General features: G+C 63.3%; 18 protein-coding genes. 3 read left to right on the top strand and 15 right to left on the bottom strand.

Annotation, left to right across the window (positions count from 1 at the left end; translation table 11 throughout):
• Window positions 1-37: 37 nt before the first annotated feature.
• A complete protein-coding gene (locus JI744_RS01080) occupies window positions 38-433 on the bottom strand; it encodes a hypothetical protein (protein ID WP_202657465.1) in 396 nt (131 codons plus the stop codon).
• A 170-nt stretch (window positions 434-603) separates the two neighbouring features.
• On the opposite strand from JI744_RS01080, the gene JI744_RS01075 reads away from it, so the two are divergent.
• Complete coding sequence (locus JI744_RS01075; protein WP_202657464.1) at window positions 604-3102, top strand: GcvT family protein; 2499 nt, start codon at window positions 604-606, stop codon at window positions 3100-3102.
• Window positions 3103-3188: 86 nt separating this feature from the next.
• Here the strand turns inward: JI744_RS01075 and JI744_RS01070 are convergent, their stop codons facing one another.
• The 7 genes from JI744_RS01070 to JI744_RS01040 form a co-directional block, all read right to left on the bottom strand.
• A complete protein-coding gene (locus JI744_RS01070; protein WP_202657463.1) occupies window positions 3189-3989 on the bottom strand; it encodes a glycoside hydrolase family 25 protein in 801 nt (266 codons plus the stop codon).
• 71 nt (window positions 3990-4060) lie between these two features.
• Window positions 4061-5134, bottom strand: coding sequence for an NAD(P)/FAD-dependent oxidoreductase (locus tag JI744_RS01065; protein ID WP_202657462.1), 1074 nt, complete (start codon window positions 5132-5134; stop codon window positions 4061-4063).
• 108 nt (window positions 5135-5242) lie between these two features.
• On the bottom strand, window positions 5243-6529 hold the full coding sequence (locus JI744_RS01060; RefSeq protein ID WP_202657460.1) for an NAD(P)/FAD-dependent oxidoreductase: 1287 nt from the start codon (window positions 6527-6529) through the stop codon (window positions 5243-5245).
• A 129-nt stretch (window positions 6530-6658) separates the two neighbouring features.
• Window positions 6659-7741 carry a BMP family ABC transporter substrate-binding protein gene (locus tag JI744_RS01055; RefSeq protein ID WP_236019190.1) on the bottom strand — a complete coding sequence of 361 codons (1083 nt, stop codon included), beginning with the start codon at window positions 7739-7741 and terminating at the stop codon, window positions 6659-6661.
• A 21-nt stretch (window positions 7742-7762) separates the two neighbouring features.
• On the bottom strand, window positions 7763-8686 hold the full coding sequence (locus tag JI744_RS01050; protein WP_202657459.1) for an ABC transporter permease: 924 nt from the start codon (window positions 8684-8686) through the stop codon (window positions 7763-7765).
• Between the two features lies 1 nt (window position 8687).
• Window positions 8688-9776, bottom strand: a complete 1089-nt coding sequence (locus JI744_RS01045; RefSeq protein ID WP_202657457.1) for an ABC transporter permease — start codon at window positions 9774-9776, stop codon at window positions 8688-8690.
• On the bottom strand, window positions 9766-11307 hold the full coding sequence (locus JI744_RS01040; protein ID WP_202657455.1) for an ABC transporter ATP-binding protein: 1542 nt from the start codon (window positions 11305-11307) through the stop codon (window positions 9766-9768). Before JI744_RS01040 ends, JI744_RS01045 begins: the two co-directional genes overlap by 11 nt.
• A gap of 623 nt (window positions 11308-11930) precedes the next feature.
• Here JI744_RS01040 and JI744_RS01035 point away from each other — a divergent pair.
• A complete protein-coding gene (locus tag JI744_RS01035) occupies window positions 11931-12413 on the top strand; it encodes a nucleoside deaminase (RefSeq protein ID WP_202657452.1) in 483 nt (160 codons plus the stop codon).
• 104 nt (window positions 12414-12517) lie between these two features.
• Here the strand turns inward: JI744_RS01035 and JI744_RS01030 are convergent, their stop codons facing one another.
• From JI744_RS01030 to xdhA, 4 genes are all read right to left on the bottom strand, one after another.
• Window positions 12518-13807 carry an amidohydrolase family protein gene (locus tag JI744_RS01030; RefSeq protein WP_202657450.1) on the bottom strand — a complete coding sequence of 430 codons (1290 nt, stop codon included), beginning with the start codon at window positions 13805-13807 and terminating at the stop codon, window positions 12518-12520.
• 82 nt (window positions 13808-13889) lie between these two features.
• Window positions 13890-14831: a xanthine dehydrogenase accessory protein XdhC gene (xdhC, locus tag JI744_RS01025; protein ID WP_202657448.1), complete on the bottom strand. Its 942-nt coding sequence runs from the start codon at window positions 14829-14831 to the stop codon at window positions 13890-13892.
• Window positions 14832-14885: 54 nt separating this feature from the next.
• Entirely contained in the window at window positions 14886-17231 is a 2346-nt protein-coding gene (gene xdhB, locus JI744_RS01020; RefSeq protein ID WP_202657446.1) for a xanthine dehydrogenase molybdopterin binding subunit, read from the bottom strand.
• The gene (xdhA, locus tag JI744_RS01015) at window positions 17228-18631 is read right to left on the bottom strand and encodes a xanthine dehydrogenase small subunit (protein ID WP_202657444.1); all 1404 of its coding nucleotides are present in this window, start codon (window positions 18629-18631) and stop codon (window positions 17228-17230) included. The genes xdhB and xdhA overlap by 4 nt, the downstream gene beginning before the upstream one ends.
• Before the next feature lie 237 nt (window positions 18632-18868).
• Between xdhA and dnaE the strand changes: the two genes are divergently transcribed.
• Complete coding sequence (gene dnaE, locus JI744_RS01010; protein WP_202657442.1) at window positions 18869-22360, top strand: DNA polymerase III subunit alpha; 3492 nt, start codon at window positions 18869-18871, stop codon at window positions 22358-22360.
• 73 nt (window positions 22361-22433) lie between these two features.
• On the opposite strand, the gene ssuD is transcribed toward dnaE, so the two are convergent.
• From ssuD to JI744_RS00995, 3 genes are all read right to left on the bottom strand, one after another.
• Window positions 22434-23597 carry an FMNH2-dependent alkanesulfonate monooxygenase gene (ssuD, locus tag JI744_RS01005; protein ID WP_202657440.1) on the bottom strand — a complete coding sequence of 388 codons (1164 nt, stop codon included), beginning with the start codon at window positions 23595-23597 and terminating at the stop codon, window positions 22434-22436.
• A 93-nt stretch (window positions 23598-23690) separates the two neighbouring features.
• Complete coding sequence (locus JI744_RS01000) at window positions 23691-24539, bottom strand: ABC transporter ATP-binding protein (RefSeq protein ID WP_202657438.1); 849 nt, start codon at window positions 24537-24539, stop codon at window positions 23691-23693.
• A gap of 53 nt (window positions 24540-24592) precedes the next feature.
• The gene (locus JI744_RS00995; protein ID WP_202657436.1) at window positions 24593-25624 is read right to left on the bottom strand and encodes an ABC transporter substrate-binding protein; all 1032 of its coding nucleotides are present in this window, start codon (window positions 25622-25624) and stop codon (window positions 24593-24595) included.
• Between the last annotated feature and the right edge of the window lie 7 nt (window positions 25625-25631).

Raw genomic sequence — 25631 nt, 5'->3', positions numbered from 1 at the left:
AAGGACTCCTGAGATTGATTTCGGAATTTTGGGGAAATCAGATCACAGAAGGGGGGCCGCGGGCCTGAAGGCCGCGCGGATCATGCGCCGGGCGCCACAGGTCAGCGGCCAGCGCCGGCGCGGCGCGCCGGGTGCCAAAGGCGGGCAGGGGCAGCGCGACAGGCTGGCCGAGATCGCTGATGAACTGCGCCATCGTCCAATCACAGCCGGGCTTGGCCGGGGTTGGCTTGGCCGGCGTCACCTCGCCGGTGGCGGGGTTGAAGGTCATGCTGACCGGGCCATCGCCGGAACAGATCACCATAACGATGCCACCCGACGAATCCTGTGCGGGCATGACCCCCACCGGCACCAGCGCAAGCACCGCCAGCGCCAATAGTGCGGGCAAGAGCATCAGTGCCGCCCGCAGGCGGCCAAGGGCGGTTTGAACGCTCATCTCGGTGTTTTTCGCCCCGCGCTTGTGGCTGGTCAAGTGTCCGTGATGCCGCGGTGATGCCGCTTTCCGGCAGGCATGTCGTTTTTCGCTGTTACATGTCGGCGCGCCGTCGCAAAAAACCGGGCCATGCGGCATCTATGGATGAAACCCATTCTCGCGGAGTCGCGTTCATGAAAACCCATGTCAAAGCCCTGGTCGTCGGCGGGGGTGCCGTTGGCACCGGCATCACCTATCATCTGGCCAAGGCGGGCTGGGATGTCTTGCAAGTCGAGCGCGACGAGCTGACGGCGGGGTCCACCTGGCACGCCGCAGGCCTGTTGCCGCTGTTCAACATGAGCTATGCGACAACCCACATCCACAAATACTCGGTGGAATTCTATAAGAGCCTTGAGGCGGAGACCGGCCTGAACGCGGGCTTTTCCATCTGCGGCAACCTGCGCATGGCGCAGACCGATGCCCGGATGGACGAATTCATGCTCTATTCCTCGGTCGCCGAAACGGCCGGGGTCTATCACGAATTCCTGACGCCCGCGCAGATCAAGGAACGCTGGCCGTTGGTGCGGACCGAAGACCTGAAGGGTGCGCTGTTCCACCCGCAGGACGGTTACATCAACCCCGCCGACGTGACGCAGGCCATGGCCAAGGGCGCCCGCCAGCTGGGTGCCACGATCGAGCGCAAGATTCAGGTCGATGCCTATCGTTGGACCGGCAGCGAGTGGATCGTTTCGGTCACCCGCATGGCCGATGTCGGCGGCAACCTTGTTCCGACGGACGAGAAATACGAAATCCATGCCGAGCATGTGGTGACCGCGACCGGCAACCACGCGCAGCGCACCGCCAAGCTGTTGGGCATCCGCACCCCCGCCATTCCGGTGGAACACCAGTATATCGTGACCGAGCCGGACCCCGCGCTGGTGGCCTGGCGCAAGGCGGGCAACGCCGAACACCCGGTGCTGCGCGATGCCGATGCCAAATGGTATGTGCGCGAAGAGCGTGGCGGCTGGATCCTTGGCCCGTATGAGCGCAACGCGCCTGCCCGTTTCGCCTATGGCGTGCCGGAATCGTTCCGCGCCGACCTGTTCCCGCTGGATCTGGAGCGGATCGAGGCGGAGTACATGAGCATGATCCACCGGATTCCGACCTCGGAAACCGTGGGCCTGAAGGACGATTTCAACGGCCCGATCTGCTATACCCCCGACGGCAACCCGCTGGTGGGCCCGGCGCCCGGCCTGCGCAACATGTGGCTGGCCGAAGGCTTCAGCTTTGGCATCACGGCTGCCGGTGGCACGGGTTACTATCTGGCCCAGCTGATGACGCAAGGCGAGGCCGAGATCGACATGGCTTCGCTTGACCCCAAGCGTTACGGCAACTGGATGACCACCGAATATGCGGTGAAGAAGAACGAGGAATGCTATGAGCATGTCTTCATCCTGCACCACCCGGATGAAGAGCGCGAAGCGGCCCGCCCGCTGCGCACCGCCCCGGTCTACGACAAGCAAAAGGCGCTGGGCGCGCAATTCGGTCAGGTGAACGGCTGGGAACGCCCGATCTATTACGGCCCCAAGGACGCGCCGGAAGATTTCGACCATAACGCCCGCAGCTTCCGTCGCGGCGCTTGGTGGCAATATGCGGTGGAAGAGGCCAAGGCGATCCGCGAGACCGCCGGTCTGATCGACGCCACCGCTTTTACCAAGCACACCGTGCGCGGGGCGGGGGCGACGGCGTTCCTCGACTGGTTCACCTGCAACGCGCTGCCCAAGGTGGGCCGCATCAACCTGACCTATGCGCTGACCCCTGCGGGCACGACGCGGACGGAATACACCATCGTCCGCAATGGCGAGAATGACTATTACCTTGTCAGCGCCGGGGCCTGGACCGATTACGACGCCGATTACCTTCGCAAATGCGCCGAGGATATGGCGCCGAAGTTCGGCCATATCGAGATCAACGATGTCACGACCCAATGGGGCGTGTTCGCCATCGCCGGTCCGAACAGCCGCAAGATCCTGGCCGAACTGATCCGCGACGCCGAGCCGGAAACCGCGCTGTCGAACAAGCGCTTCCCCTGGCTGTCGGCCCGCCGGATCGAACTGGGCATGGTGCCGGTCAACGCGATCCGCGTGGCCTATACCGGCGAGTTGGGCTGGGAACTGCACCACCCGATCGAGATGCAGCGCAACCTCTGGGAACAGCTTCTGAAAGCGGGCGAAAAGCACGGGATGAAGCTGGTTGGTGCCCGTGCGCAGAACTGGCTGCGTCAGGAAAAAAGCTACCGCGCCTTTGGCAACGAGTTGGGTCGCGATGCTACGCCGCTGGAGGCCGCGCTGGACCGTTTCGTTGACCTGAACAAGGATTTTCAGGGCAAAGAGGCGATGCTGGCCACCGGCATTCGTTCCAAATGCGTGACCGTGCTGATCGACGGGCCGGATGATACCGACCCGTGGGGCAAAGAGGCTCTGCTGAAGGATGGCGTCAAGGTTGGCCGTCTGACCTCGGGCGGCTATTCGGTGGCCTTTGGCAAGCAGATCGGCATGGGCTATGTCTCGCCGGAACTGGCCGAGGTGGGCACCAAGCTGAAGGTCAAGATGCTGCTGAAGGAATGGGATGCCGAGGTGGTTGAGGACAGCCCCTTCGACCCCAAGAACGTCAAGATCCGGGTGGATGGCTGACCTGCCAAGGCCGGGGGCGCTTCGCCCCCCGGACCCCCAGAGGATATTTGGTGAAGGGGAAGGCGGGCCGTCAGGCTCGCCTTTTCTTATCCGGTGGCGCGGGCCAGCCAGGCCTGCCATTGGGCGCGGCTGCCGGAAAAGGCGTTCAGATCGACCTTGCCGTTAATGCCGGGCACAAGGCCGGTGCCGGAATATTGCCAGAAGGTCCAGTGTTGGCCGGGATAACGGTCGGACGGGTGTTCCTTGACCGAGCGCAGCCAGAAATCGACACCCGAGATTTCCCAAAGTTGATTTTCCTCATAGAAATCAACGGTGGTGTAAAGGATCGGGCGCTTGCCGTAATGCCGGGTCAGGGCTGAAATGAAAGTGCGGGCATCGGCCTGCACCTCGGACTTGGGGCGCTTGCCGGGGCAGGTGGGGGATTGGTGGTTCCATTCCATATCCAGCACGGGGGGCAGCGCGCCTGCACTGCGCGGGACGTGGCGGATATACCAGTCGGCCTGCTCCGAGGCGGCACGGCAGTGGTAAAAGAAGTGATAGGCCCCGCGTTGCACACCCGCTTGGGCCGCAGCCCGCCAGTTGGCGTCAAAGGCGGCGTCAACGCGGTCGCCGCCCTCGGTCGCCTTAAGAAAGGCAAAGTTCACACCATTGGCGCGCGCCTGCTGCCAGTCGATCTGGCCGTTCCAGACCGACAGGTCGATGCCATGGACCGGGTGATCGGTGGGGGCGGTGCCCGACCATTCGACCGGGCTTGCATCGGTGAAATTGGCCGAGGTGATGGAAACTCTGGACGGCTCCTCCACAGGGGCCCGCGGCGCGCGGGAGCCGCAGGCGGACAGGGTGAGGATCAGGGCGAGGGCGGTGATGGCAGGGGCGATGCGGATCATGTGCCATCGTCGCAAAACCGGCGCCCGATGTCATCAGGCGCCGAGAGGCGGTTGGCGTTTCTTGCCGATGGTCAGCCGAGGCGCGCGGGCGACAGGCTGGCCACGACATCGGCGGCCAGTGCAGGCGTGCGGCCCGCGATAAGGTCGGCGGCCAGCAGGCTGGCGGCGGGCGAGGTTTGAAAGCCGTAGCCGCCCTGACCGGCCAGCCAAAAGAAATCGGGCACCGCAGTATCGTGCCCGATCACCAGCACGCGGTCGGGGGCAAAGGTGCGCAGGCCCGCCCAGTTGGAGATGAGGCGAGTGACGGGTTCGGTCACCATTTCCTCATACCGCGCAAGGCCTTCGGCCAGAACCATGTCATCGGCCCAGGCGTCATGCGGCTCTTGCGGGTCTTCCTCGGCCGGGCTGACGATCAGCGCGCCGGCATCGGGCTTGGCATACCAGGTTTCGCCCACGCCGAACATCATCGGCCATTTGCTGACATCATGGCCGCCCGGTGCCGGGATGCGCGCCATTGACCGGCGGTTGGGCGTAAAGCCCAGCGGTTTTACCCCGGCCATGGTGGCTATCTGGTCAACCCAGGCCCCAGCCGCGTTGATAAGCACCCGCGCAGAATGTTCGCCCGCGCCAGAGGTGACATGCCACAGCCCGCCGTCGCGCCGGATGGCGGTGACGCGGGCATTTGTCAGAATGTCACCATTCGCCTTTGCCTCGCGTGCAAAGCGCTGGATCAGCAGGTCGGTGTCAATGTCCCAGGCGTGATCGCCAAAGGCGGCCATGGTGACAATTTCTGGGTTCAGAATCGGCACCATGGCGCGGGCCTGATCCATCTCGATGCGGGGCAGGTCCATCGCGGCGATGTCGGCGGCAAAGGCGGCATCCTCGCCGGGTTTGCCAAGGATCATCAGGCCACGGGGGCTGAGAAGGTCACCCGCGCCGTGAAAATGATCGGACGAGGCCAGCGACAGTTCGACCACCGGACGCAGGCCATAGTTCGGCTCATAAAGCGCCGCCGACCGGCCCGAGGCGTGGTGGGCCAGATGGGCCTCGCCCTCCAGCACCAAAACGCGGCCAAGGGGGGCGAGGCGGGCGGCGGCGGAAACACCGGCGATGCCACCGCCGATGATCAGGAAATCGTAGGTCATTGGGTCTTTCCGTCAGGCAAGGCTAGGATCGGGCGCAGACTGTCATGCCTGCCCCCGAGATGCCAGCCTGCGCGCGACGCAGGCCCGTCGCGCGCAGGCTTCGCCCCGTTAGCCTTCTGTCGTGGCTTTCAACTTGTCGATGCCAAGGGTTTTCAGCGCGAAGGCCTCGTAGAACGGTTCCGAGGTGCCCTTGCGCAATTTGCGCAGGAAGTATTTCTCAAACCCGACCTTGGCCAGATGCACCCATTTGCCGCTGGACGACCAGTTGACGTTGCGCGGCGGAATTTGCGGCTGGGCCACGAAAGCCACGCCCCCGTCGCCGAAGTCGGCCAGACAGATCGCGTTCCAGGTGCCGACGCGATCAGGTTCCTTGCCGCGCACGATATTGCCGATGTTGTGGGCAGTGGCCGTGACCATGGATTCGATCATGAACCCTGTCTTGGGCACGCCGCAGGGCACCGGGGTAGGGGCCATCGGCGGGATCGACACGCAGACCCCGACGGCAAAGATATTGCGATACTTCGGGTTCTGCTGGTGGTTGTCGACAATGGTAAAGCCGCGCGGGTTTGACAGGCCGTCGATGCCGCGCACCGCCGGAATGCCGCGAAAGGCGGGCAGCATCATCGAAAAGGCAAAGGGCATCTCGCGCGTGGCCTTGACGGTGCCGTCATCGGCCACCTCTTCAACCCACATCTTGCCCTCTTCCACCTTTTGCACACGGGCCGAGGTGATCCATTTGATGTGCTTGGCGCGCATTTCGGATTCCAGAAGGCCCTTGGTGTCGCCCACACCATCAAGGCCAAGGTGGCCGACATAGGGTTCGGCGGTGACGAAGGTCATCGGCACCTTGTCGCGGATCTTGGCACGCCGCAGCGCGGTTTCCAGGATGAACAGGAATTCATAGGCCGGACCAAAACAGCTTGCGCCCTGTGCCGCGCCGATGATCACCGGACCGGGGTTTTTCAACAGCTTTTCAAACACCCCGCGTGCCTGTTCCGCATGGTCGATATGGCAGACCGACTGGGTGTGGCCGCCATGGGGGCCAAAGCCCTCGATCTCGTCAAAGGCCAGTTCGGGGCCGGTGGCGATCACCAGATAATCATAGGAAACCGAGGTGCCATCGGCCAGCGCGATGCGGTTTTCCTCTGGCATGACCCGCTCGGCGGCCACGGCTTTGAAGTCGATGCCCTTTTTCGCCATCACCGGGGCCAGGTCGACGGTGATCTCCTCTCGTTGCCGCCAGCCGACCGCGATCCAGGGGTTTGACGGCACGAAGTGATACTTCGGCTCTTTCGTCACCACCGTGATCCTGTCTTCGCTGCGCAACTGGTCGCGCAACTCATAGGCCATGATCGACCCGCCCAGGCCCGCCCCCAATACCACCACATGCGCCATTCCCGTTCCTCCCTCCGGTGTGCGTCAGTAGTATATATTCAAATATGTTAATGTATATGGTGAAAATGCCGCAACCCCAAATGAAAAGGGCGGGCCTTGGCCCGCCCTTTCGGTCACGCAAGACCGGGGTCAGGCGGCGCTTTCGACGCCTTTGACGAACCAGTCGATCACGGCCAGATCGGCCAGCGTCATCGTCTCGCCTTCCTTGACCTTCAGGTTGCCGTCCTGATCGTAGATCGGACCTTTGAAGATGTCATAGGTGCCGTCTTTCCAACCGGCCTGAACCGCATCGGCCAGCGCCGCTACATCCGCCGGAACCGCCTTGTTGTAGGGCGAGATCACGACGGTGCCTTCCTTCATGCCATCCCAGGTGTCTTCCGACTTCCAAGTGCTATCGACGATGGCTTGCGCGCGCTGAACGTAATAGGGGCCCCAGATGTCTTCGATCGCGGTCAGATGGGCGTTCGGTGCAAAAGACGACATGTCCGCGCCCTGACCAAAGCCATAAAGCCCTTTTTGTTCCAGAATTTGCAGCGCGGCGGGGCTGTCGGTGTGGGTGGTGACGACATCGCAACCCAAGTTGATCAGCGTGTCAGTGGCCGCAGCCTCTTTCGGCGGATCGAACCACGAATCGATCATCACCAGCTTTACCTTGGCATCGGGGTTCTGCTTTTGCGCGGCAAGGCAGAAGGCGTTCACGCCCAGAACCACCTCTGGCACCTTGTAGGAGCCGAGATACCCCAGCACGCCCGATTTCGACATCTTGCCTGCGATGGTGCCCAGAACGGCGCGGCCTTCGTGGAATTTCGAATTGTAGGTCGAGACGTTGTCCGCCCGCTTGAACCCGGTGCAATGTTCGAACTTCACATCGGGGAATTCGGAGGCGACCTGAATGGTCTGGTCCATGTAACCGTAAGAGCAGGTGAAGATCAGCTTGCAGCCCTGATTGGCAAGGTCGCGGATCAGCGGAATGGCCGAGGCGTCTTCGGCGACATTCTCGACATAGACGGTTTCGACCTTGTCGCCCAAAGCGGCGTCAATCGCCTCGCGGCCCTTGTTGTGGGCCCAGGTCCAGCCATAGTCGCCGATGGGGCCAAGGAAGATGAAACCGACCTTCACCTTGCCTTCGGCTTTGGCCATCTGCGCGATCATCGACAGGGTGGCGGCGGCACCGACCCCCTTCATCAACGCGCGGCGGGAAACATTTGCCATGATTACTCTCCTGTTGGTTTTTTAGGTTGAGGGTAGGAAGGGCTTGCCAAGGCAGGCGGGCGCATTGGCGCCTTGCGTGCCACGGGCCGAGATGATGGTCAGTGCAACAACGGTCATCAGATAGGGCATCGCCGCCCAGAACTGCGACGGCATGAAGGAAAATCCGGCGGCCTTGGCATAAAGCTCCAACGCCATAAGGATGCCGAAGAAATAGGCCCCGGCCAGCAGCCGCCCGGTGCGCCAACCGGCAAAGACCACCAGCGCCAGCGCGATCCAACCACGGCCTGCGGTCATTTTCTCGGCCCACATCGGCGTGATGACCATGCTGAAATAGGCCCCGCCAATGCCCGCCATCGCCCCGCCAAAGGCAATTGCCGCATAACGCACGCCCACCACCGAATAGCCGATGGAATGGGCCGAATGGTCGTTTTCCCCCACCGCGCGCAGGATCAGGCCCGCACGGGTGCGGTGCAGGAACCACGCCGTCAGCGGGACCATCAGAACCGCGAAATAGACGATGGGCGAATAGCCGAAAATCACTTCCCAATAGGGGTGGCGCGACAGCGCTGCGGGGAAGGGCGAGGTGAAGGGCGGCACGATCCGCCCCACGAAGGACAGCCCGATCAGCGACGACAGCCCGGTGCCGAATATGGTCAGCGCCAGCCCGGTCGCCACCTGATTGGAGTTGAGTTGCAAAACCAGCACCGCAAACAGCATCGAGCTGGCCGCGCCGCCAAAGGCCGCGCCCAGAACGCCCAGCCAGGGGTTGAAGGTGAACACCGTCACGGCAAAGCCGCTGATGGCACCCATAAGCATCATCCCTTCGACCCCAAGGTTCAGGACACCCGCCTTTTCGGTGACCAACTCTCCCAATCCGGCCAGCAGGATGGGGGTGGTCAGGCCCACGACGGTCATCAGCGCGGCAATGATCAGATCCACGGTCATCTTACTCTCCCGCAACGGCTTGGGGTTTGGCGGACGGGACAAACCGGACGCGGTAGCGGATCAGGATGTCGGACGCGAGGATCAGGAACAGCATCATCGCCTGAAAGATCCCCGCCGTGGCGTTGGGAATATGCACGGTGGTCTGCGCCACCTGCCCGCCGACATAGGTAACGGCCAGCACGATGCCCGCAATCAGGCAGCCGATGGGATGCAAGCGGCCAAGGAAACTGACGATAATCGCGCTAAAGCCATAGCCCGACGGGAAGCCCAGGTTGATCGCCTTCAGCGCCCCAGTAAACTCCAACGCGCCCGCCAGCCCGGCCATTGCCCCGCCGATCATCAATGTGGAAATGATGGTGCGGCGGCTGTCGAACCCGCCATGACGGGCGGCTTGCGGTGACGACCCGACAACCCGCACCTGATAGCCAAAGACCGCCCGGCTCATCACCAGCCAAAAGACGAAGGGCAGGATAAGGGCGATCAGCACGCCAAGGTGAATCGTGGTGCCCGGCACGACGATGGGCAGCGATTGCGCTTCGGTCAGGGGGGCGGTGGCGGGAAAGTTACGGCCGTTGGGGTCTTTCCACGGACCGCCGACCATATAGCTGAGAACCTGAGCCGCCACATAGGTCAGCATCAGGCTGGACAGGATTTCATTCACGTTGAAGCGGGTGCGCAGCACGGCGGGAACCGCCGCCCAAGCGCTGCCGCCGATCATACCCGCGATGATCATCAGCAGGATCACGAAGAACCCGCCCACCGGGCCAAAGGCGATGCCCACCCCCGCCGCCGCCAGCGCGCCGATGATATACTGCCCCTCGGCACCGATGTTCCACACCTGCGCCCGGTTGCCCACAGACAGCCCCAGCGCGATGATGATCAGGGGGGCAGCCTTTACCGCCACATCCTGCCATTTATAGCTGGCGAGCAGCGGCGTCAGAAAGATGTCGATCACGGCGCGAAAGCCGTCGATCCCCAGAAAATCGAATACGATCATGCCGATAAACATGGTCGCCACCACCGCAAGGATCGGCGTCGCGATCAGCATCGCCATGCTCGGCTCTTGCCGCTTTTCCAGCTTAAGCCGCATGGGTGCTGCCCCCTTCGCCGTGGATGCCGCCCATCAAGAGGCCAATTTCTTCAATCCTGGCATCCGCCACCTTCATCGGAGCCGACAAGCGCCCCTCGTTGATCACGGCCAGCGTGTCGCACAGCGACAAAAGTTCATCGAGATCCTGACTGATCACCACGATGGCCGACCCGGTGGCAGCAAGATCGACCAGCGCCTGATGGATCGCCGCAGCTGCGCCCGCATCCACCCCCCAGGTCGGCTGGCTGACCACCAGAACCTGCGGTTTTTGCAGGATTTCGCGACCCATGATGTATTTCTGCAAATTCCCGCCAGACAGGCTTTCCGCCGCTGCCCCCGGCCCGGTGGCTTTGACCGAAAACGCCTCGATCACCTCGCCCGCATAGGTTCGCGCCGCCCGTGCGTCGATCAGGCCCGCGCGCACCATGCCCAGCCGGTCGCGCGCCGTCAGCACCGCATTGTCGGTCAGGCTGAAGGTGGGCACCGCCGCATGGCCATTGCGTTCCTCGGGCACGCTGGCCATGCCCTTCAGCCGCCGCTCTTTGGCGGCCAGCCCGCCCACCGCATCGCCATTCACCACAACCGCACCATGATCAGGTGCCACCTCTTCGCCCGACAGCGCCAGCAGAAGCGAGTTCTGCCCGTTTCCTGCTACACCCGCGATGCCGAAAATCTCGCCCGCGCGGACCGCAAAGCTGATGTCGCGCAGCGCCACGGCAAAGGCGCCGGGGGGCGTCAGCGACAGCCCCTTGACCAACAGTTTGGCCGGACCAAAGCCGCGGTCGGCGCTGCGCTGAATGTCTTTAAGGCTTCCGCCGATCATCTTTTCGGCCATCGAGCGGCTGGTTTCCACCTTGGGGTCGCAGGTATCCACCAACTTGCCGCCGCGCAGGATGGTGGCGGTATCGCACAAGGCTTTGATCTCATGCAGCTTGTGGCTGATATACAGGATCGAACACCCTTCCGCCGCCAGTTGCCGCAGCACGACGAACAACTGTTCCACCTCTTGCGGGGTAAGCACGCTGGTCGGTTCGTCCATGATCAGCAGTTTGGGGTTCAAGAGGAGGGCGCGCACAATTTCAATCCGCTGCCGCTCGCCTACCGAGAGCGTTGAAACGATGCGATGCGGGTCGAGTTTCAGGCCATATTGCCCCATGACTTGCAAAATCTTCGCCTCCAGCGCGCGGGCGGGAATGTTGGCATCCATGCCAAGCGCGATGTTTTCCAGCACGGTCATCGCCTCGAACAGCGAAAAGTGCTGAAACACCATGCCGATGCCCAACCGCCGCGCGGCCTTGGGGTTCTGGATCGTGACACGCTGGCCGTTCCATGCAATCTCGCCGGCGTCGGGCTGCATGATGCCGTAGATCATCTTGACCAAGGTGGATTTGCCCGCGCCGTTTTCGCCCAACAGGGCATGAATTTCCCCCGGCCTGACGGCAAAGCCCACATGGTCATTGGCCAGCCCCCCCGGAAAGCGCTTGGTGATGCCGGTCAGTTCCAGACGAGGGGGAAGGGAGGAAGGCTCCATCGACGCTCCGTGGTTCAGCCGGGCAGGGTGGCCGGTGGGACAGGGGCAGAGTGTGGGCGAGGGGAGGATTGCCTGCCTACGCTGCGGGCGCATGAAACAGTTTCAAGATTTCCCGAACATCCCGGTTCTGCCGCCGGACTAGGCCGGAAAAGCGGGATTTCATCCCATTCCAGCCCGCGCCCGCCCATCTTTCTACCAGGTCCCCTACCCGATCTGCATATTTCCCAAGCAGGCTAGACCGGAAACACGGCCCCCCACAAGCGATTCAAGCATCTGGGCGCTGTGTTGATAAGCGGTAAATCTGGCTGCTTCTGGCGGCAGGCGTAGCTTTGATCTTTTTGGTTATCTGTATGATATAGATTTGAAATTCTGGATCTGAGGCAAGGAAATCAATTCTTGACCGTATGGTCTGAAAGCGGCGCGGGATGCGTTTTGTCTGGCGCGGGGTGCCTTGTTTCCGCGCTGTCTTGCCTGAAAATCGGGCAATCCGGGCCTCGTGCCATCGGTCATAGCGGGAAACCTGTATCAGGGCGCCGAAAGCGGGGGGTGCATCGGGGTTGCACTGGGGCAGTGTAGGGGCAAGGGTGCGGCATATGCTAGGGACAGCCCCCAAGGAGAGCCCCATGACCGAATCCGCGCTGGACCATGTTGCGCTGTTGCGCCTGTCGATCGAAGAAAGCCGCAAGGCGCGCGACGCGGGCAACCACCCCTTCGCCTGCATTCTGGTGGGACCGGATGGCACGGTGCTGATGACGCAGCACAATGCCTTCATGCCCGACCATGACATGACCGGCCATGCCGAGCGCGTGCTGATGACGCGTGCCTCGACCACCCTGTCGCATGATCTGCTGAAGCACTGCACCATCTATACCAGCGCCGAGCCCTGCGCGATGTGTGCCGGCGCGATCTATTGGACCGGGCTGAAACGGGTGGTCTATGGCCTGACCGAGCGCGACCTGAAAAAGATCACCGGCAACCACCCGGAAAACCCGACGCTTGATTTGCCCTGCGAGGTGGTTTTCGCCGCCGGTCAGCGCAAGGTTGAGGTGATCGGCCCGATGCTGGAGAAGGAAGCCGCGGCAGTCCATGAGGGGTTCTGGGGGTAGCTCCCTCTCCCTCCCCCTGACAGGGGAAGGGAAGCGCGGCATTGCAAAGGGCGGTCCGGATTGCCGCCCCCTCTCCCTGAAAAGGGGGAGGGCTGGGGAGGGGGTCAATACTCCGGCGCAAAGCCCGTTGCCGGATCTACCCGCTCTGGCCGCCCGTCCAGAAACAGCGCCCCTTCGCGTGCCGGGGTGCGGGCGATGACCTTGCCGCCTTTAACCACCGCCAGCTTGACCGATTTCAGCCGCAGCGCCTCGGCCGGGGCGCGGGCTTGCAGCACCACCAGATCGCCCTTGCAACCCTTGGAAAGGCCGTATCCCTCCAGCCCCATGGTCACGGCAGAGTTTTCGGTCAGGGCGCGGAAGATCGCAGCCTTTTCATCCAGCCCCGCCATTTGCGCGACATGAATGGCCATATGCCCGACCTCGAGCATGTCGCCCGAGCCCATCGAATACCACGGGTCCATCACGCAATCATGGCCGAAGCTGACGTTCAGCCCCGCCGCTATCAACTCCTTCACCTGCGTCATGCCGCGCCGCTTGGGATAGGTATCGTGCCGGCCCTGCAACATGATGTTGATCAAGGGGTTGGGGATCACATTCATCCGCGCCTCGGCCATCAGGGGGATGAGTTTCGAGACATAGTAATTGTCCATCGAATGCATCGAGGTCAGATGCGACCCGGCGACCCGGCCTTGCAGTCCGTGGCGGATGGTTTCCGCCGCCAGCGTCTCCACATGGCGCGACAGCGGGTCATCGGTTTCATCGCAGTGCATATCGACCGGCAGGCCACGGTCGGCAGCGATGCGGCACAAAGCCTGAACCGAGGCGCGGCCATCTTCCATCGTGCGTTCGAAATGGGGGATGCCGCCGACAATATCGACACCCATGTCCAAGGCGCGTTCCAGCGATTTCACACCTTCGGGCGCGCGGAAATAGCCGTCTTGCGGGAAGGCGACTGTTTGCAGCGTGATATAGGGGGCGACGCGTTCCTTGACCTCCAGCATCGCCTCGACCGTCACAAGGCGGGGGTCAGAGGTATCAACATGGGTGCGGATGTTCAAAAGGCCCTGCGTCACCGCCAGATCGCAATAGCGCAAGGCCCGTTCGACCAGCGCCTCTCGCGTCAGCATGGGGCGCAGTTCGCCCCAAAGCGCGATGCCTTCCAGCAGGGTGCCAGAGCGGTTCATGCGCGGCAGGCCCAGCGAAAGCGTGGCATCCATATGGAAATGCGGGTCGCAGAAGGGCGGCGAGACGAGACGGCCTGTGGCGTCGATTGTTTCCCGCGCCTCGGCCGTGATGCCGGGTTCGACGGCGGCAATGGTGCCATTGGTCACCGCGATGTCGATGCCGGTGCGGCCATCGGGGAGGTTCGCGTTTTTCACGATAAGGTCGAACATGCTGGGCCTTTGGGCTGTTGGCTGGCGCCGGGGGTTTCACACCCCCGGACCCCCGTGGGATATTTATGAACAGATGATGGGGTCAGGTCTTGCTTGCGCGCGGGAGGGTGCAGGCCTGTCGGGCCGGGTTGAGGAAGCTGGCCGCGACGCCAATGGCGATGGCTTGTGGGTGTTTGCCAAGGGCCGGGTCGCCGATGGGGCAGGTGATGCGGGCGATGTCCTTTGGGGAATGGCCGAGTGCGGCAAGGCGGTTGCGAAAGCGCACCCATTTCGTGGCGCTGCCGATCAGGCCGCAAGTGGCAAAGCCATGAGCGAGGAGGCGGTGGCAGAGGTCAAGATCGAGTGCGTGGCTGAAGGTCAGGATCAGGTGGTCGGCATCGGGCGGGGCCAGTGTCACGGCGGCTTCGGGGGCGGGCGTGGGCAGCGCGCGGGTGGTCGGGGGGATGGTTTCAGGAAAGCGGTCGGGGGCCACATCGACCCATGTGATTGCAAGGTTTGGCAGCGGGGCCATGACATCAACCAGTGCCCGCCCGACATGGCCCGCGCCCCAGACCCACAGGTGGCGCAGGGGCTGGGCGAGGGGTTCGACCAGCCAGCCTTGCAGCAGTTGCGGGGCGGGCAGGGTGCCTTGGGCGCGGGCGCGGTCGAGCAGGCGCTTGACGGCGAGGGGCATCGGGGAGGCGTCGGTTGCACGGCCGACAAGGCCCGCTTCGGGCCGGGGCAGGGTGGCAGGGGTGTAAACTTCGGTCAGCAGGGTGACAGCGCCGCCGCAGCATTGCCCGAGATTCGGGCCAAGGGAGAGGCGGTCAAGGCGGCTGCCTCCGGTGGCCAAGAGCACGCGGGCAGTCTGCACCGCCTGCCATTCCAGCGCGCCGCCACCGATGGTGCCCTGTTGGCCATTGGACCAGACCAGCATGGCGGTGCCGGTCTCGCGCGGGGACGATCCTTCGTGATGGGCGATGACCACGCGGGCAACGGTGCCGTGGGCATTGGTTGCGGCGGAAAGTTCGGAAAGGTCAAACATTTGGCCCTTCGCGTTTTGCAAAAACAATCAGAGATTGCAATTGTGCAAGCCTGCTCATGCCAGCCCCTGCTGTTCGCGCACCGCCATCAGCACCCGTTCCGACGTGGCAGGGGCGTTCAGCGCCGGATAGCGGCGACCATCGCCACAGGCCGCAATCGCGTCGCGGAGGGCGAGGAAGGCCGAGATGCCCAGCATGAAGGGCGGTTCGCCCACCGCCTTTGACCGGCCTACCGAGTCTTCGCGGTTGGGCTGGTTCCACAGGGCGACGTTGAAAATGCGGGGGCGGTCAGAGCAGGCGGGGATTTTATAGGTGGAAGGCGCGTGGGTCGTCAGGCGGCCCTTGGCGTCCCAGACCAGCTCCTCGGTCGTCAGCCAGCCGGCGCCTTGCACATAGGCGCCCTCGATCTGGCCGATGTCGATGGCCGGGTTCAGCGGGTTGCCGGTGTCGTGCAGGATGTCGGTGCGCAGGATGCGGTTTTCCCCCGTCAACGTGTCAATCACCACCTCGCTGACTGCCGCGCCATAGGCAAAGTAGAAGAACGGGCGGCCTTTGCCGTTGATGCGGTCCCAGTTGATTTTCGGCGTGGCGTAAAACCCGGTTGAAGACAGGGAAACGCGCGCCTGATAGGCAAGCGAGGCGAGTTTGGCGAAGGGGTAGCTTTCGCCCGCGACATGGGCCTCGCCCCCCTCAAAGCGCACCTTGTCTGCGGTGGTCTGGTGACGGTCGGCGAGAAAATCAGCCATGCGGGCCCTGATGGTTTTGGCGGCATTGCGGGCGGCCATGCCGTTCAGGTCGGACCCGGAACTGGCCGCAGTGGCCGAGGTGTTAGGCACTTTGGCGGTGTCGGTGGCGGTGATCTTTACCACCGAGGTATCGACCCCGAACACATCGGCCACGACCTGCGCGACCTTTTGGTTCAGGCCCTGACCCATTTCGGTGCCGCCGTGGTTCAGGATGATCGAGCCATCCTGATAGACATGCACCAAGGCCCCCGCCTGATTGAGCCAGGTGAGCGTGAAGGAGATGCCGAATTTGACCGGGGTCAGGGCGATCCCGCGTTTCAGGATCGGGTTTTTCGCATTCCAGGCGGCGATTTCGGCCTTGCGGGCGGTGTAGTTGCTGGATTTCTCCAACTCAGCCACCAACTCATGCGCGATGAAGTCCTCGACCGGCATGTGATAGGGCGTGGTTTGCGGCGCGGCATTGGCGGGGGAATGGGGGCCGCCATAGCGGTGGCCGGTGCCGGGGCCAGTAGGCTCTGCGGCGCGGTAAAAGTTGAGGCGGCGCACCTCCAAAGGTTCGCGGCCCACTGCAAAGGCGATGTGATCGACCAGCCGTTCGATGCCGATCATGCCCTGTGGCCCGCCAAAGCCGCGATAGGCGGTGGCCGAGCAGGTGTTGGTTTTCAGCCGGTGGCTTTCGATGCGGATGTCGGGCAGGTGATAGCAGTTGTCGGCCGTAAGCATCGCGCGATCGGCGACGGCCAGTGACAGATCCTGCGACCAGCCGCAGCGCATCAAGTGGGTGAACTCTACCCCCAGAATCCGCCCTTGGGCGTCATGCCCGGCGCGGTAGCGGATTTTCAGGTCATGCCGCTTGCCGGTGATCACCATGTCATCGTCGCGGTCATAGCGCATCTTGGCTGGGCGGCCCGTGCGGGCGGCCACGACGGCGCAGGCGATGGCCAGCGCGTTGCCTTGGCTTTCCTTGCCGCCAAAGCCGCCGCCCATGCGCCGCACCTCGACGCGAACCGCGCTCATCGGCAGGTGAAGGGCGTGGGCGACCTTGTGCTGGATCTCGGTGGGGTGCTGGGTTGAGGAATAGACGTGCATCCCGTCATCTTGCGGCAAGGCGGCGGCGACCTGGCCTTCAAGGTAGAAGTGTTCCTGCCCGCCGACCTCGAATTCGCCTTCCACCATATGCGGGGCGTTGGTGATGGCTTGGGCCGCATCGCCCTTGGTCCAGATGATCGGGCCTTGTTCAAAGCGCGAATTGGCGGAAAGGGCGTCTTCGACCGTCAGCAGGGCGGGCAGGTCGGCGAATTCCATTCTGGCCAGACGCGCCGCCTTGCGGGCGGCAAGGTGAGTTTCGGCAGCGACAAGGAAGATGGGTTGGCCCACGAAATGAACCTCGCCCGTCGAAAGCAGGGGTTCGTCGTGGGTGGAGGGCGAGCAGTCGGGAACCTCGTCAAAATCCTGCGCCGTCAGCACCATCACCACACCCGGCGCGGCGCGGACAGCCGAAAGGTCCAGCGCGGTGATCGTGCCATGCGCGATGGGCGACAGGCCGAAGGCAAGGTGCAGGGTGCCTGCGGGCAGGGGGATATCGTCGGTATAGCGGGCCTGTCCGGTTACCTGGATGGGCGCGGAGTCGTGGGGAAGGGGTTTGCCGATGCTCATGGCGCGACCTCCAGTACGTTCACGGGGGTGCCGTTCAGGTCGTGGAAATAGCGCAAAGCCATGTTCTGCGCAGTTTGCATCCGGTAGGCGGCGCTGGCGCGCATGTCACTCAGGGGTTGGAAGTCCTGCGTCATCGCGGCCATGGCGGCGCGGATGGTGGGTTCGGTGAAGGGGCGGCCCAGAAGGACGGCTTCGGTGGCGGTGGCGCGCTTTGGTATGCCCGCCATGCCGCCAAAGGCGATGCGGGCGGCGGTGATCGTGCCGCCTTCAACCGTCAGGTTGAAAGCGCCGCAGACCGCCGAAATATCCTGATCAAAGCGTTTTGACAGCTTGTAGATGCGAAGACCGGGGGCGGTGGCGGGGATCGTCACAGCCTCAACGAATTCGCCCGGCTGACGGTCTTGCTTGCGGTAGTCGAGGAAGAAGTCCTCCAAGGCAAGGTCGCGGCGGGTGTCGCCCCGGCGCAGATGCAGCGTACCGCCAAGCGCGATCAGCGCGGGCGGGCCGTCGCCGATGGGGCTGCCGTTGGCAATATTGCCGCCGATGGTGGCGGCGTTCCGAACCTGAACGCTTGCGAAACGGCGGAGCATTTCGGCGAGAGCGGGGTGAGCGACCCTCATCGCATTGCGCAGGGTTTCGATGGTGACACCCGCGCCGATGCGGATGCTGTCGGGGGTGGTTTCGATCTGTTGCAGGTCGGCGATGGCGTTCAGGAAGATGACTGGTGCGAGGTCTCGCAGTTGTTTGGTAACCCACAGGCCGACATCGGTGGCCCCGGCGATCAGGGTGGCGTCGGGGGTGGCGAGGTAGGCTGCGGCCAACTCGTCGGACGACTGCGGTCGCAGGGGGGCTGTCTGCCCCCCTCGGCCTCCGGCCTCACCCCCCGAGGATATTTCGAGAAGGGGAATGGGGTCATCGACGATCCAGTCCGGTACGGGCGCGCTTTCGGCGGCTTCAGCTGCGCGGATGATCGGGGCATAGCCGGTGCAGCGGCAGAGGTTGCCCGCAAGCACATCGTCGTGATCTTTGCGGCCAGTGGCATGGGCGGCGGCCATCGACATGACGAAACCAGGGGTGCAAAAGCCGCATTGCGTGCCGTGATGGGCGACCATCGCCTCTTGCACCGGGTGGGCCTGACCTTTGGGGCCGGTCAGCCCCTCGACCGTGCGGACGGCCTTGCCGTGGAGTTGCGGCAGAAAGAGGATGCAGGCGTTCAGCGCCTTTGGTCCAGCCTCATCCGTCACCATCACCGTGCAGGCCCCGCAGTCGCCTTCGTTGCAGCCTTCCTTCGTGCCGGTCAGACCGCGCGTCTCTCGCAGCCAGTCGAGCAGGGTTCGCGTCGGGTGTTCGCCCGAAATGCGAACCGGCGTTCCGTTCAGGTGAAACGCGATCTCGCTCATGTCATCTACCTGCCGCGGTCTTTTCGTTTGGGGCGATGATGCGCGGCCACCCGATGCGGCGTAAAGCGGGCGCGCGGCCCCGGCGGGCATTTTCGCGCCCGTTGGTGGCGATAGTGAAGCGGTTGCCCGGTAATCTGGCAAGGGGCAGTTTTCACTCCCAGCCGAAAGCAGCTTTTGGCTTTGGCATAGAATGCGCGCGGGGTTGGCGTCGGCGGGCTGGCGGCTTAGGGTCTGGCCATGGCAAACCCCGTCCGATTCATTCACCTGCGCACCCACACCGAACATTCGTTGCTGGAAGGCGCGGTTCCGGTGAAAAAACTGGTCAAGCTGGCTGCGGCGGCCGAGATGCCCGCGATTGCGGTGACCGACACCAACAACATGTTCTGTGCGCTGGAGTTTTCATCCCACGCCAAGGATGCGGGCGTGCAGCCGATCATCGGTTGCCAGATCAGCCTGACCTATGACCCCGGCCAGCCCGGCGAAAAGCCGCGTCTGCCTGCGCCCATCGTGCTGCTGGCGCAGTCCGAGGCGGGGTACATGAACCTGATGAAGCTGAACTCTTGCCTTTATATCGATGCGGGCGGGCAGTTGCCGCAGGTGCGGCTGGATCAGTTGGCGGAACATGCCGAGGGGGTGATTTGTCTGACCGGAGGGCCGGATGGGCCGTTCGGGCGGTTGCTGGTCGCCTCGCAAGGGACAAAGGCGCGGGCGCTGATGCAGGCCTTGGCGGCGATTTACCCCGACCGGCTTTATGTGGAATTGCAGCGCCATCCGGGCGAGGGCGGCAAGCCGACCCCGGCGGAAGCCGCTTCGGAAGAATGGCATGTCGAAACCGCCTATGAGATGGGTTTGCCCTTGGTGGCGACCAATGATGTCTATTTTCCCAAGTCCGAGATGTACGAGGCGCACGACGCGCTGATCTGCATTGCCGAAGGGGCCTATGTCGATCAGCAGCAGCCCCGACGCCGCCTGACACCGCAGCATTATTTCAAATCCGAAGCCGAAATGTGCGCCCTCTTCGCCGACCTGCCCGAGGCGCTGGAGAATACCGTCGAAATCGCCCGCCGCTGCGCCTTCATGGTCTACAAGCGCAAGCCGATCCTGCCGGTTTTCGCCGAGGATGAGGTGGAGGAGTTGCGCCGTCAGGCGTGGGAAGGGCTGGAGCGGCGCTTGGCCGTGATCCCCTTGGCCGAACCTCGCGAGGTTTATGAGGAGCGGTTGCGGTTTGAACTGGGCATCATCGAAAAGATGGGGTTTCCCGGTTATTTCCTGATCGTGGCCGACTTCATCAAATGGGGCAAGGCGCAGGGCATTCCTGTCGGGCCTGGGCGTGGGTCGGGGGCTGGTTCCTTGGTGGCCTATGTGCTGACCATCACCGACCTTGACCCCCTGCGCTATGCCCTGCTGTTCGAGCGGTTTTTGAACCCGGAGCGGGTTTCGATGCCCGACTTCGACATCGACTTTTGCATGGACCGGCGGGAAGAGGTGATCCGCTATGTTCAGGGCAAATATGGCCGCGACAAGGTGGCGCAGATCATCACCTTTGGCGCCCTGCTGTCCAAGGCCGCCGTGCGCGATGTGGGCCGCGTGCTGCAACTGTCTTACGGGCAGGTGGACAAGCTGTCCAAGATGATCCCGGTCGAAGGGGTAAAGCCGGTTTCGATCACCAAGGCGCTGGCAGATGAGCCGCGCCTGCGCGAAGCGGCGAAGGAAGAGGTGGTCGGGCGGCTTTTGAATTACGCCGAACAGATCGAAGGGCTTTATCGCAACGCCAGCACCCACGCCGCCGGTGTGGTGATCGGCGACCGTCCCTTGGACGAGCTGGTGCCCTTGTATCAAGACCCGCGGTCCGACATGCCCGCCACCCAGTTCAACATGAAATGGGTCGAGGCGGCGGGGCTGGTGAAGTTCGACTTTCTGGGCCTGAAGACGCTGACGGTGATCCAGAACGCGATTCAACTGATTCTGAAAGGCGGGCGCCCGTTGCATGTGGCGCAGGATGGGCGGCAGCTTTTTGCCCCGCCTGCGGGGGCAGAGAATGACATCGGCCATATCCCGCTGGACGACAAGGTCACCTATGATCTTTACGCCGCCGCCAAGACGGTGGCGGTGTTCCAGGTGGAATCGTCGGGCATGATGGATGCGCTGCGGCGCATGAAGCCCACCTGCATCGAGGATATCGTGGCGCTGGTGGCCCTGTATCGCCCCGGCCCGATGGAGAACATTCCGACCTATTGCGAGGTCAAGAACGGCCAGCGTGATCTTGAGTCGATCCACCCGACCATCGACCATATCCTGAAGGAAACCCAAGGCATCATCGTCTATCAGGAACAGGTGATGCAGATCGCGCAGGTCATGGGCGGCTATTCCCTTGGCGGGGCCGACCTGCTGCGCCGCGCGATGGGCAAGAAGATCGCCGAGGAAATGGCGAAGGAACGGCCCAAGTTCGTGGAAGGTTGCGCCAAGACCCACGGGATTGATGCGAAGAAATCGGGCGAGGTCTTTGACCTGTTAGAGAAATTCGCCAACTACGGCTTCAACAAATCCCACGCCGCCGCCTATGCCGTGGTCAGCTATCAGACCGGCTGGTTGAAGGCGAACCATCCGGTTGAATTCATGGCCGGGGTGATGAACTGCGATATCCATCTGACCGACAAACTGGCCGTCTATAAGCGAGAGCTGGACAAGATGGGGATTGAAACCGTCCCCCCTTGTGTCAACCGCAGCCTTGCGACCTTTGACGTGAAGGACGGCAAGGTGGTTTACGCGCTGGGCGCGCTGAAGAACGTCGGCGTCGATGCGATGCGGCTGATCGTGGAAGCCCGCGGCGACAAGCCCTTCGCCACTCTGTTCGATCTTGCCCGCAGGGTTGACCTGAAGCGCGTCGGCAAGCGCCCGTTGGAAATGCTGGCCCGTGCGGGCGCCTTTGACGTGCTGGACGCCAACCGCGCGCGGGTGTTCGAGGGGTTGGACGGGCTGGTGGCCTATTCGGCGGCGATCCATGAGGCGAAAACCTCGTCTCAGGTCAGCCTGTTCGGCGAGGCTGGTGCCGACCTGCCAGAGCCGCGCATGGTGAACCGGAATGACTGGCTGCCGGTGGAACGGCTGGGCAATGAGCATCTGGCGGTGGGCTTCTACCTCTCCGGCCACCCCTTGGACGACTATATGACCGCGCTGAAGCGTGATGGGGTCAAGACCCTGGCCCAGATCACGCAAGAGGCCCTGCAGAAGGGCCAGCCCTTCGTCGCCAAGGTCGCCGGTGCCGTCAGTGCCCGGCAGGAACGCAAATCGGCCAAGGGCAACCGCTTTGCTTTCGTCGCCCTGTCCGACCCGACGGGCCTTTATGAGGTGACGGTTTTTTCCGATGTGCTGGAGGTCGCCCGCGACCTCTTGGAGCCAGGCAAGAACGTGATCCTCAGCGTTCGGGTCGACCCTGATGGTGAGGGCGTGAAACTGCTGGCCAACTCGGTCGCCTCCCCCGATGCCGCGATTGCGCAAGCCGGTTCGGCCGACCTGCGCATCCACCTGAACCGGGCCGAGGCGATCCCCTCGCTTGCCGCCTTGCTGGCCACGGTGCAGGGGCGCGTGAAGGCGCAGATCACGCTTTGCATTCCCGAAGAGGATGGGCGAGAGATCGACCTTCTTCTACCACAGCCCTACCCCGTGACGCCCCAGATCAAGGGCGCGATCAAGGCGATGCAGGGGGTGGTGATGGTCGAGGAGGTTTAGAGGGCGCCGGCGCACAACCTTTTGCCGCGTCCTTCCCGCAGTGCGCGCGATGGCCGCGTGTTTTGAAAGGGCCTTAAGGCGCCGTCTTCACATTGCCGCCATGACCCCCACCGCCGAACACCTGCTTTTCCCCGAAAGAGCTGCGCAGCGGTGCTACCGGGGGCGTGATGCCGATTTCGGGGAACAGAAGTTCGGCTACGCGATACGCCTCTTCCAGATGCGGATAGCCCGAGGCGATGACGGTATCGATGCCAAGGGCCTGATATTCGCGCAACCGCGCGGCCACCGTGGCGGGTGACCCCACCAAAGCCGTGCCCGCGCCCGACCGCACAAGGCCCACGCCCGCCCACAGGTTTGGCGATACCTCCAGCCGGTAACGGCGGCCATCATGCAGGCGGCGCATCCGTTCCTGCCCGACCGAGTCCGACTGGTTGCGCTGCACCTCTTGTGCGGCGGCGATGGTTTCGTCGGACAGGTGCCCGATCAGCCGGTCGGCGGCGGCCCAGGCCTCTTCATCGGTCTCGCGGACAATGAAATGCAGGCGGATGCCAAAGGTCACCTGTCGCCCATGGGCGGCGGCCGATTTGCGGACGCTTGCGATCTTTTCGGCCACCTGCGCCGGGGGTTCGCCCCATGTCAGGTATTTTTCAACCCTGCCCCCGGCAAAATCATGCGCGGCCCCGGACGAACCGCCAAAGTACAGCGGCGGGCGCGGGGTTTGCACGGGCGGCAGGCCAAGGCGGGCGTGGTGGGCCTTGATGTGCTTGCCATCCAGATGAGCATGGCCGGTTTCCAAGAGGCTGTTGAACACGTCAAAGAATTCATGCGCGTGGTCATAGCGTTCGTCATGCGGCAAAAAGATGCCGTCACCCGCCAGTTCCTGCGCGCTGCCGCCCACCACGATGTTCAGCAAAAGCCGCCCGCGCGACACCCGGTCCAGCGAGGAGGCAAGGCGCGCGTAATAGGCGGGCGAGGCCGTGCCGGGCCGCACCGCCACTAGAAACTTGAGCCGCTGGGTATAGGCGGCCAGATTGGCGGCCAGAAGAAAGGACTCCTCGCAGGCGACGCTGGTCGGGATCAGCACACCAGAATAGCCCAGCCGGTCCGCCGCCTGCGCGATTTCACGAAAGTAATCCGGGTCGCCTTCGCGGGCCAGAAAATCGGTGCCGAGATAACTGCCATCGCCGGACGAGGGGATGAACCACAGGAAATCAAGTGGCTGGTCGGTGCTGGTCATGGTCTTGCCTTTGAAAGAAGCGGCGGCCGGGGGCACCGGCCGACGGAGAGGGTCAGGGTGCAAAAACGCCCGTTGTGCTGGCGAGCAGGCGGATCATTCTGCCGCTGTCACCTGATGTGCTGCGGCGACGGCCACGCGTTCCTGCGCTTCGGCCTTGCGGTATTCATCTTGCAGAAAGCCCCAGATTTCATGGCGCAGGCGGGTGAATTCGGGGGTGCTGCGGGTATCCTGACCTGCGTTCCAGCGGTTGGTCAGCGGAATGTCCACCACGGTCTTGATGCGTCCGGGGCGCGAACTCATCACAGCGACGCGCTGTCCCAGATAGACCGCCTCATCAATGCCATGGGTGATGAAGACGATGGTGGTGCCAGCGGTTTCCCAGATGCGAAGCAACTCGTCTTGCAGGATTTCGCGGGTCTGCGCGTCCAGCGCGGCAAAGGGTTCGTCCATCAACAGAACACCGGGGTCGCAGGCCAGACTGCGGGCGATGGCCACGCGCTGCTTCATGCCGCCCGACAGTTCGTGCGGGTAATGATTGTCGAACCCCTCCAGCCCGACCAGTTGCAGAAAGTGCCGCGCCTTTTCGGTGCGTTCGCGAGCAGGAATTCCCTTGGCCTCCAGCCCGAATTCAATGTTCTTGATGGCGGTGCGCCATGGCAGCAGAGCGTATTGCTGAAACACCACGGCCCGGTCGGGCGAGGGGCCGGTGATGGTGGCACCGTCAATCAGCACACGCCCCGAACTGGGCGGAACCAGCCCGGCAAGAATGTCGAGAAGGGATGATTTTCCGCAGCCCGACGGCCCGACGATGGACAGAAACTCGCCCGCCCTGACCTCTAGGTTGATGTCGTCAAGCGCGGTAAAGGTGGCCCCTGTCTTGCCCGCCGCCCCGCGCAGGGGAAAGACCTTGCCAAGGTTCTGGATCTGGATCGTGCTGCTCATGTCATTGTTCCATGCTGCAAGGCCCCGGCCCGTTGCCGGGCCGGGGCGGCCCCTTAGGCAAGGGCGTTGAATTCATTGGTGTAAAAGTCGGTCGGCTTGTGCTTGCCCTTGGGAACGATGTCGGCGTCCTCGACAAGTTTCAGCCAGAAGGCCAGATCTTCCTCGACGTGCAGACCCTTGGCTGCCCATTTCAGGTGGCTGTAATCGTCCTTGTCATCACGGTTATACAGCGCGGGCAGGTATTTCGGGTCCAGCTTGCCGCGTTCCAGCCCCAGCTTGATCACCGCTGCCGGATCAGCGTTGGCAATCTCGGCCGCCTCGGCGATGGCATTGACATAGCCGCGCACGGTGTCGGGGTTTTCGGCGATGAACTTTTCCGACGCCATCGTGCCGCCGCGGGTAACGAAACGGCCCGCGATGTCGGACACATAGAATAGCTGCCGGGTCTGGCCCTTGCGTGCCAGTTCGATGTCGATCGGCTGATAGACGATGGCGGCATCGATGCCGCCTTGCAGCAGCACCTGTTCGGCCTGCGCCTGCGGAACGGGGACGATTTCGTATTCATCCTTGCTGACGCCGTACTTTTTCAGCCAGTCGGCAGCGAACCACACGCCCGAGAAGGTGGGCCATTGCGTGCCGATCTTCTTGCCGCGAATGTCTTCCGGTTTCTGGATCGGGCCGTCCTTCAGCACGATCAGCCCTTCGCCCGCGCTGCCGGGAATGAAGGGCAGGGTCGAGGACACGACCTCTTTCGCCTTCAGACCCTTGTCATAGACGTTGATGAAATAGGCATAATCGGCATAGGGCGCGAAATCGAGGGCCCCGCTGTCCAGCGCCACGGTGTATTGATCCCAGGGCAGCACGGCCCATTCGATTTCCACGCCATGTTTGGCAAACAGGCCCTTGGCATCGGCCAGCTCGATCAGCTCATACCCGCTGGTCCAGTTGGCGTTCAGTGGCGGCACGAAGACGCGGGCCTTGCGCAGCGTGCCGGCGGCGGCGCGGCGGTTGATCATGGCAGCGGCAAGGCCGGTGCCAAGCAGGGTGCCAAACTGGCGGCGGGTGGGGGTAAGAAGGTTCGACATTTCAAGC

It is taken from the genome of Fuscibacter oryzae, from assembly GCF_016765795.1.
GTDB classification, from domain to species: Bacteria; Pseudomonadota; Alphaproteobacteria; order Rhodobacterales; family Rhodobacteraceae; genus Fuscibacter; species Fuscibacter oryzae.
The sequence above is the reverse complement of the archived record's forward strand: the minus strand, read 5'-3'. Positions and strand labels throughout refer to the sequence as shown.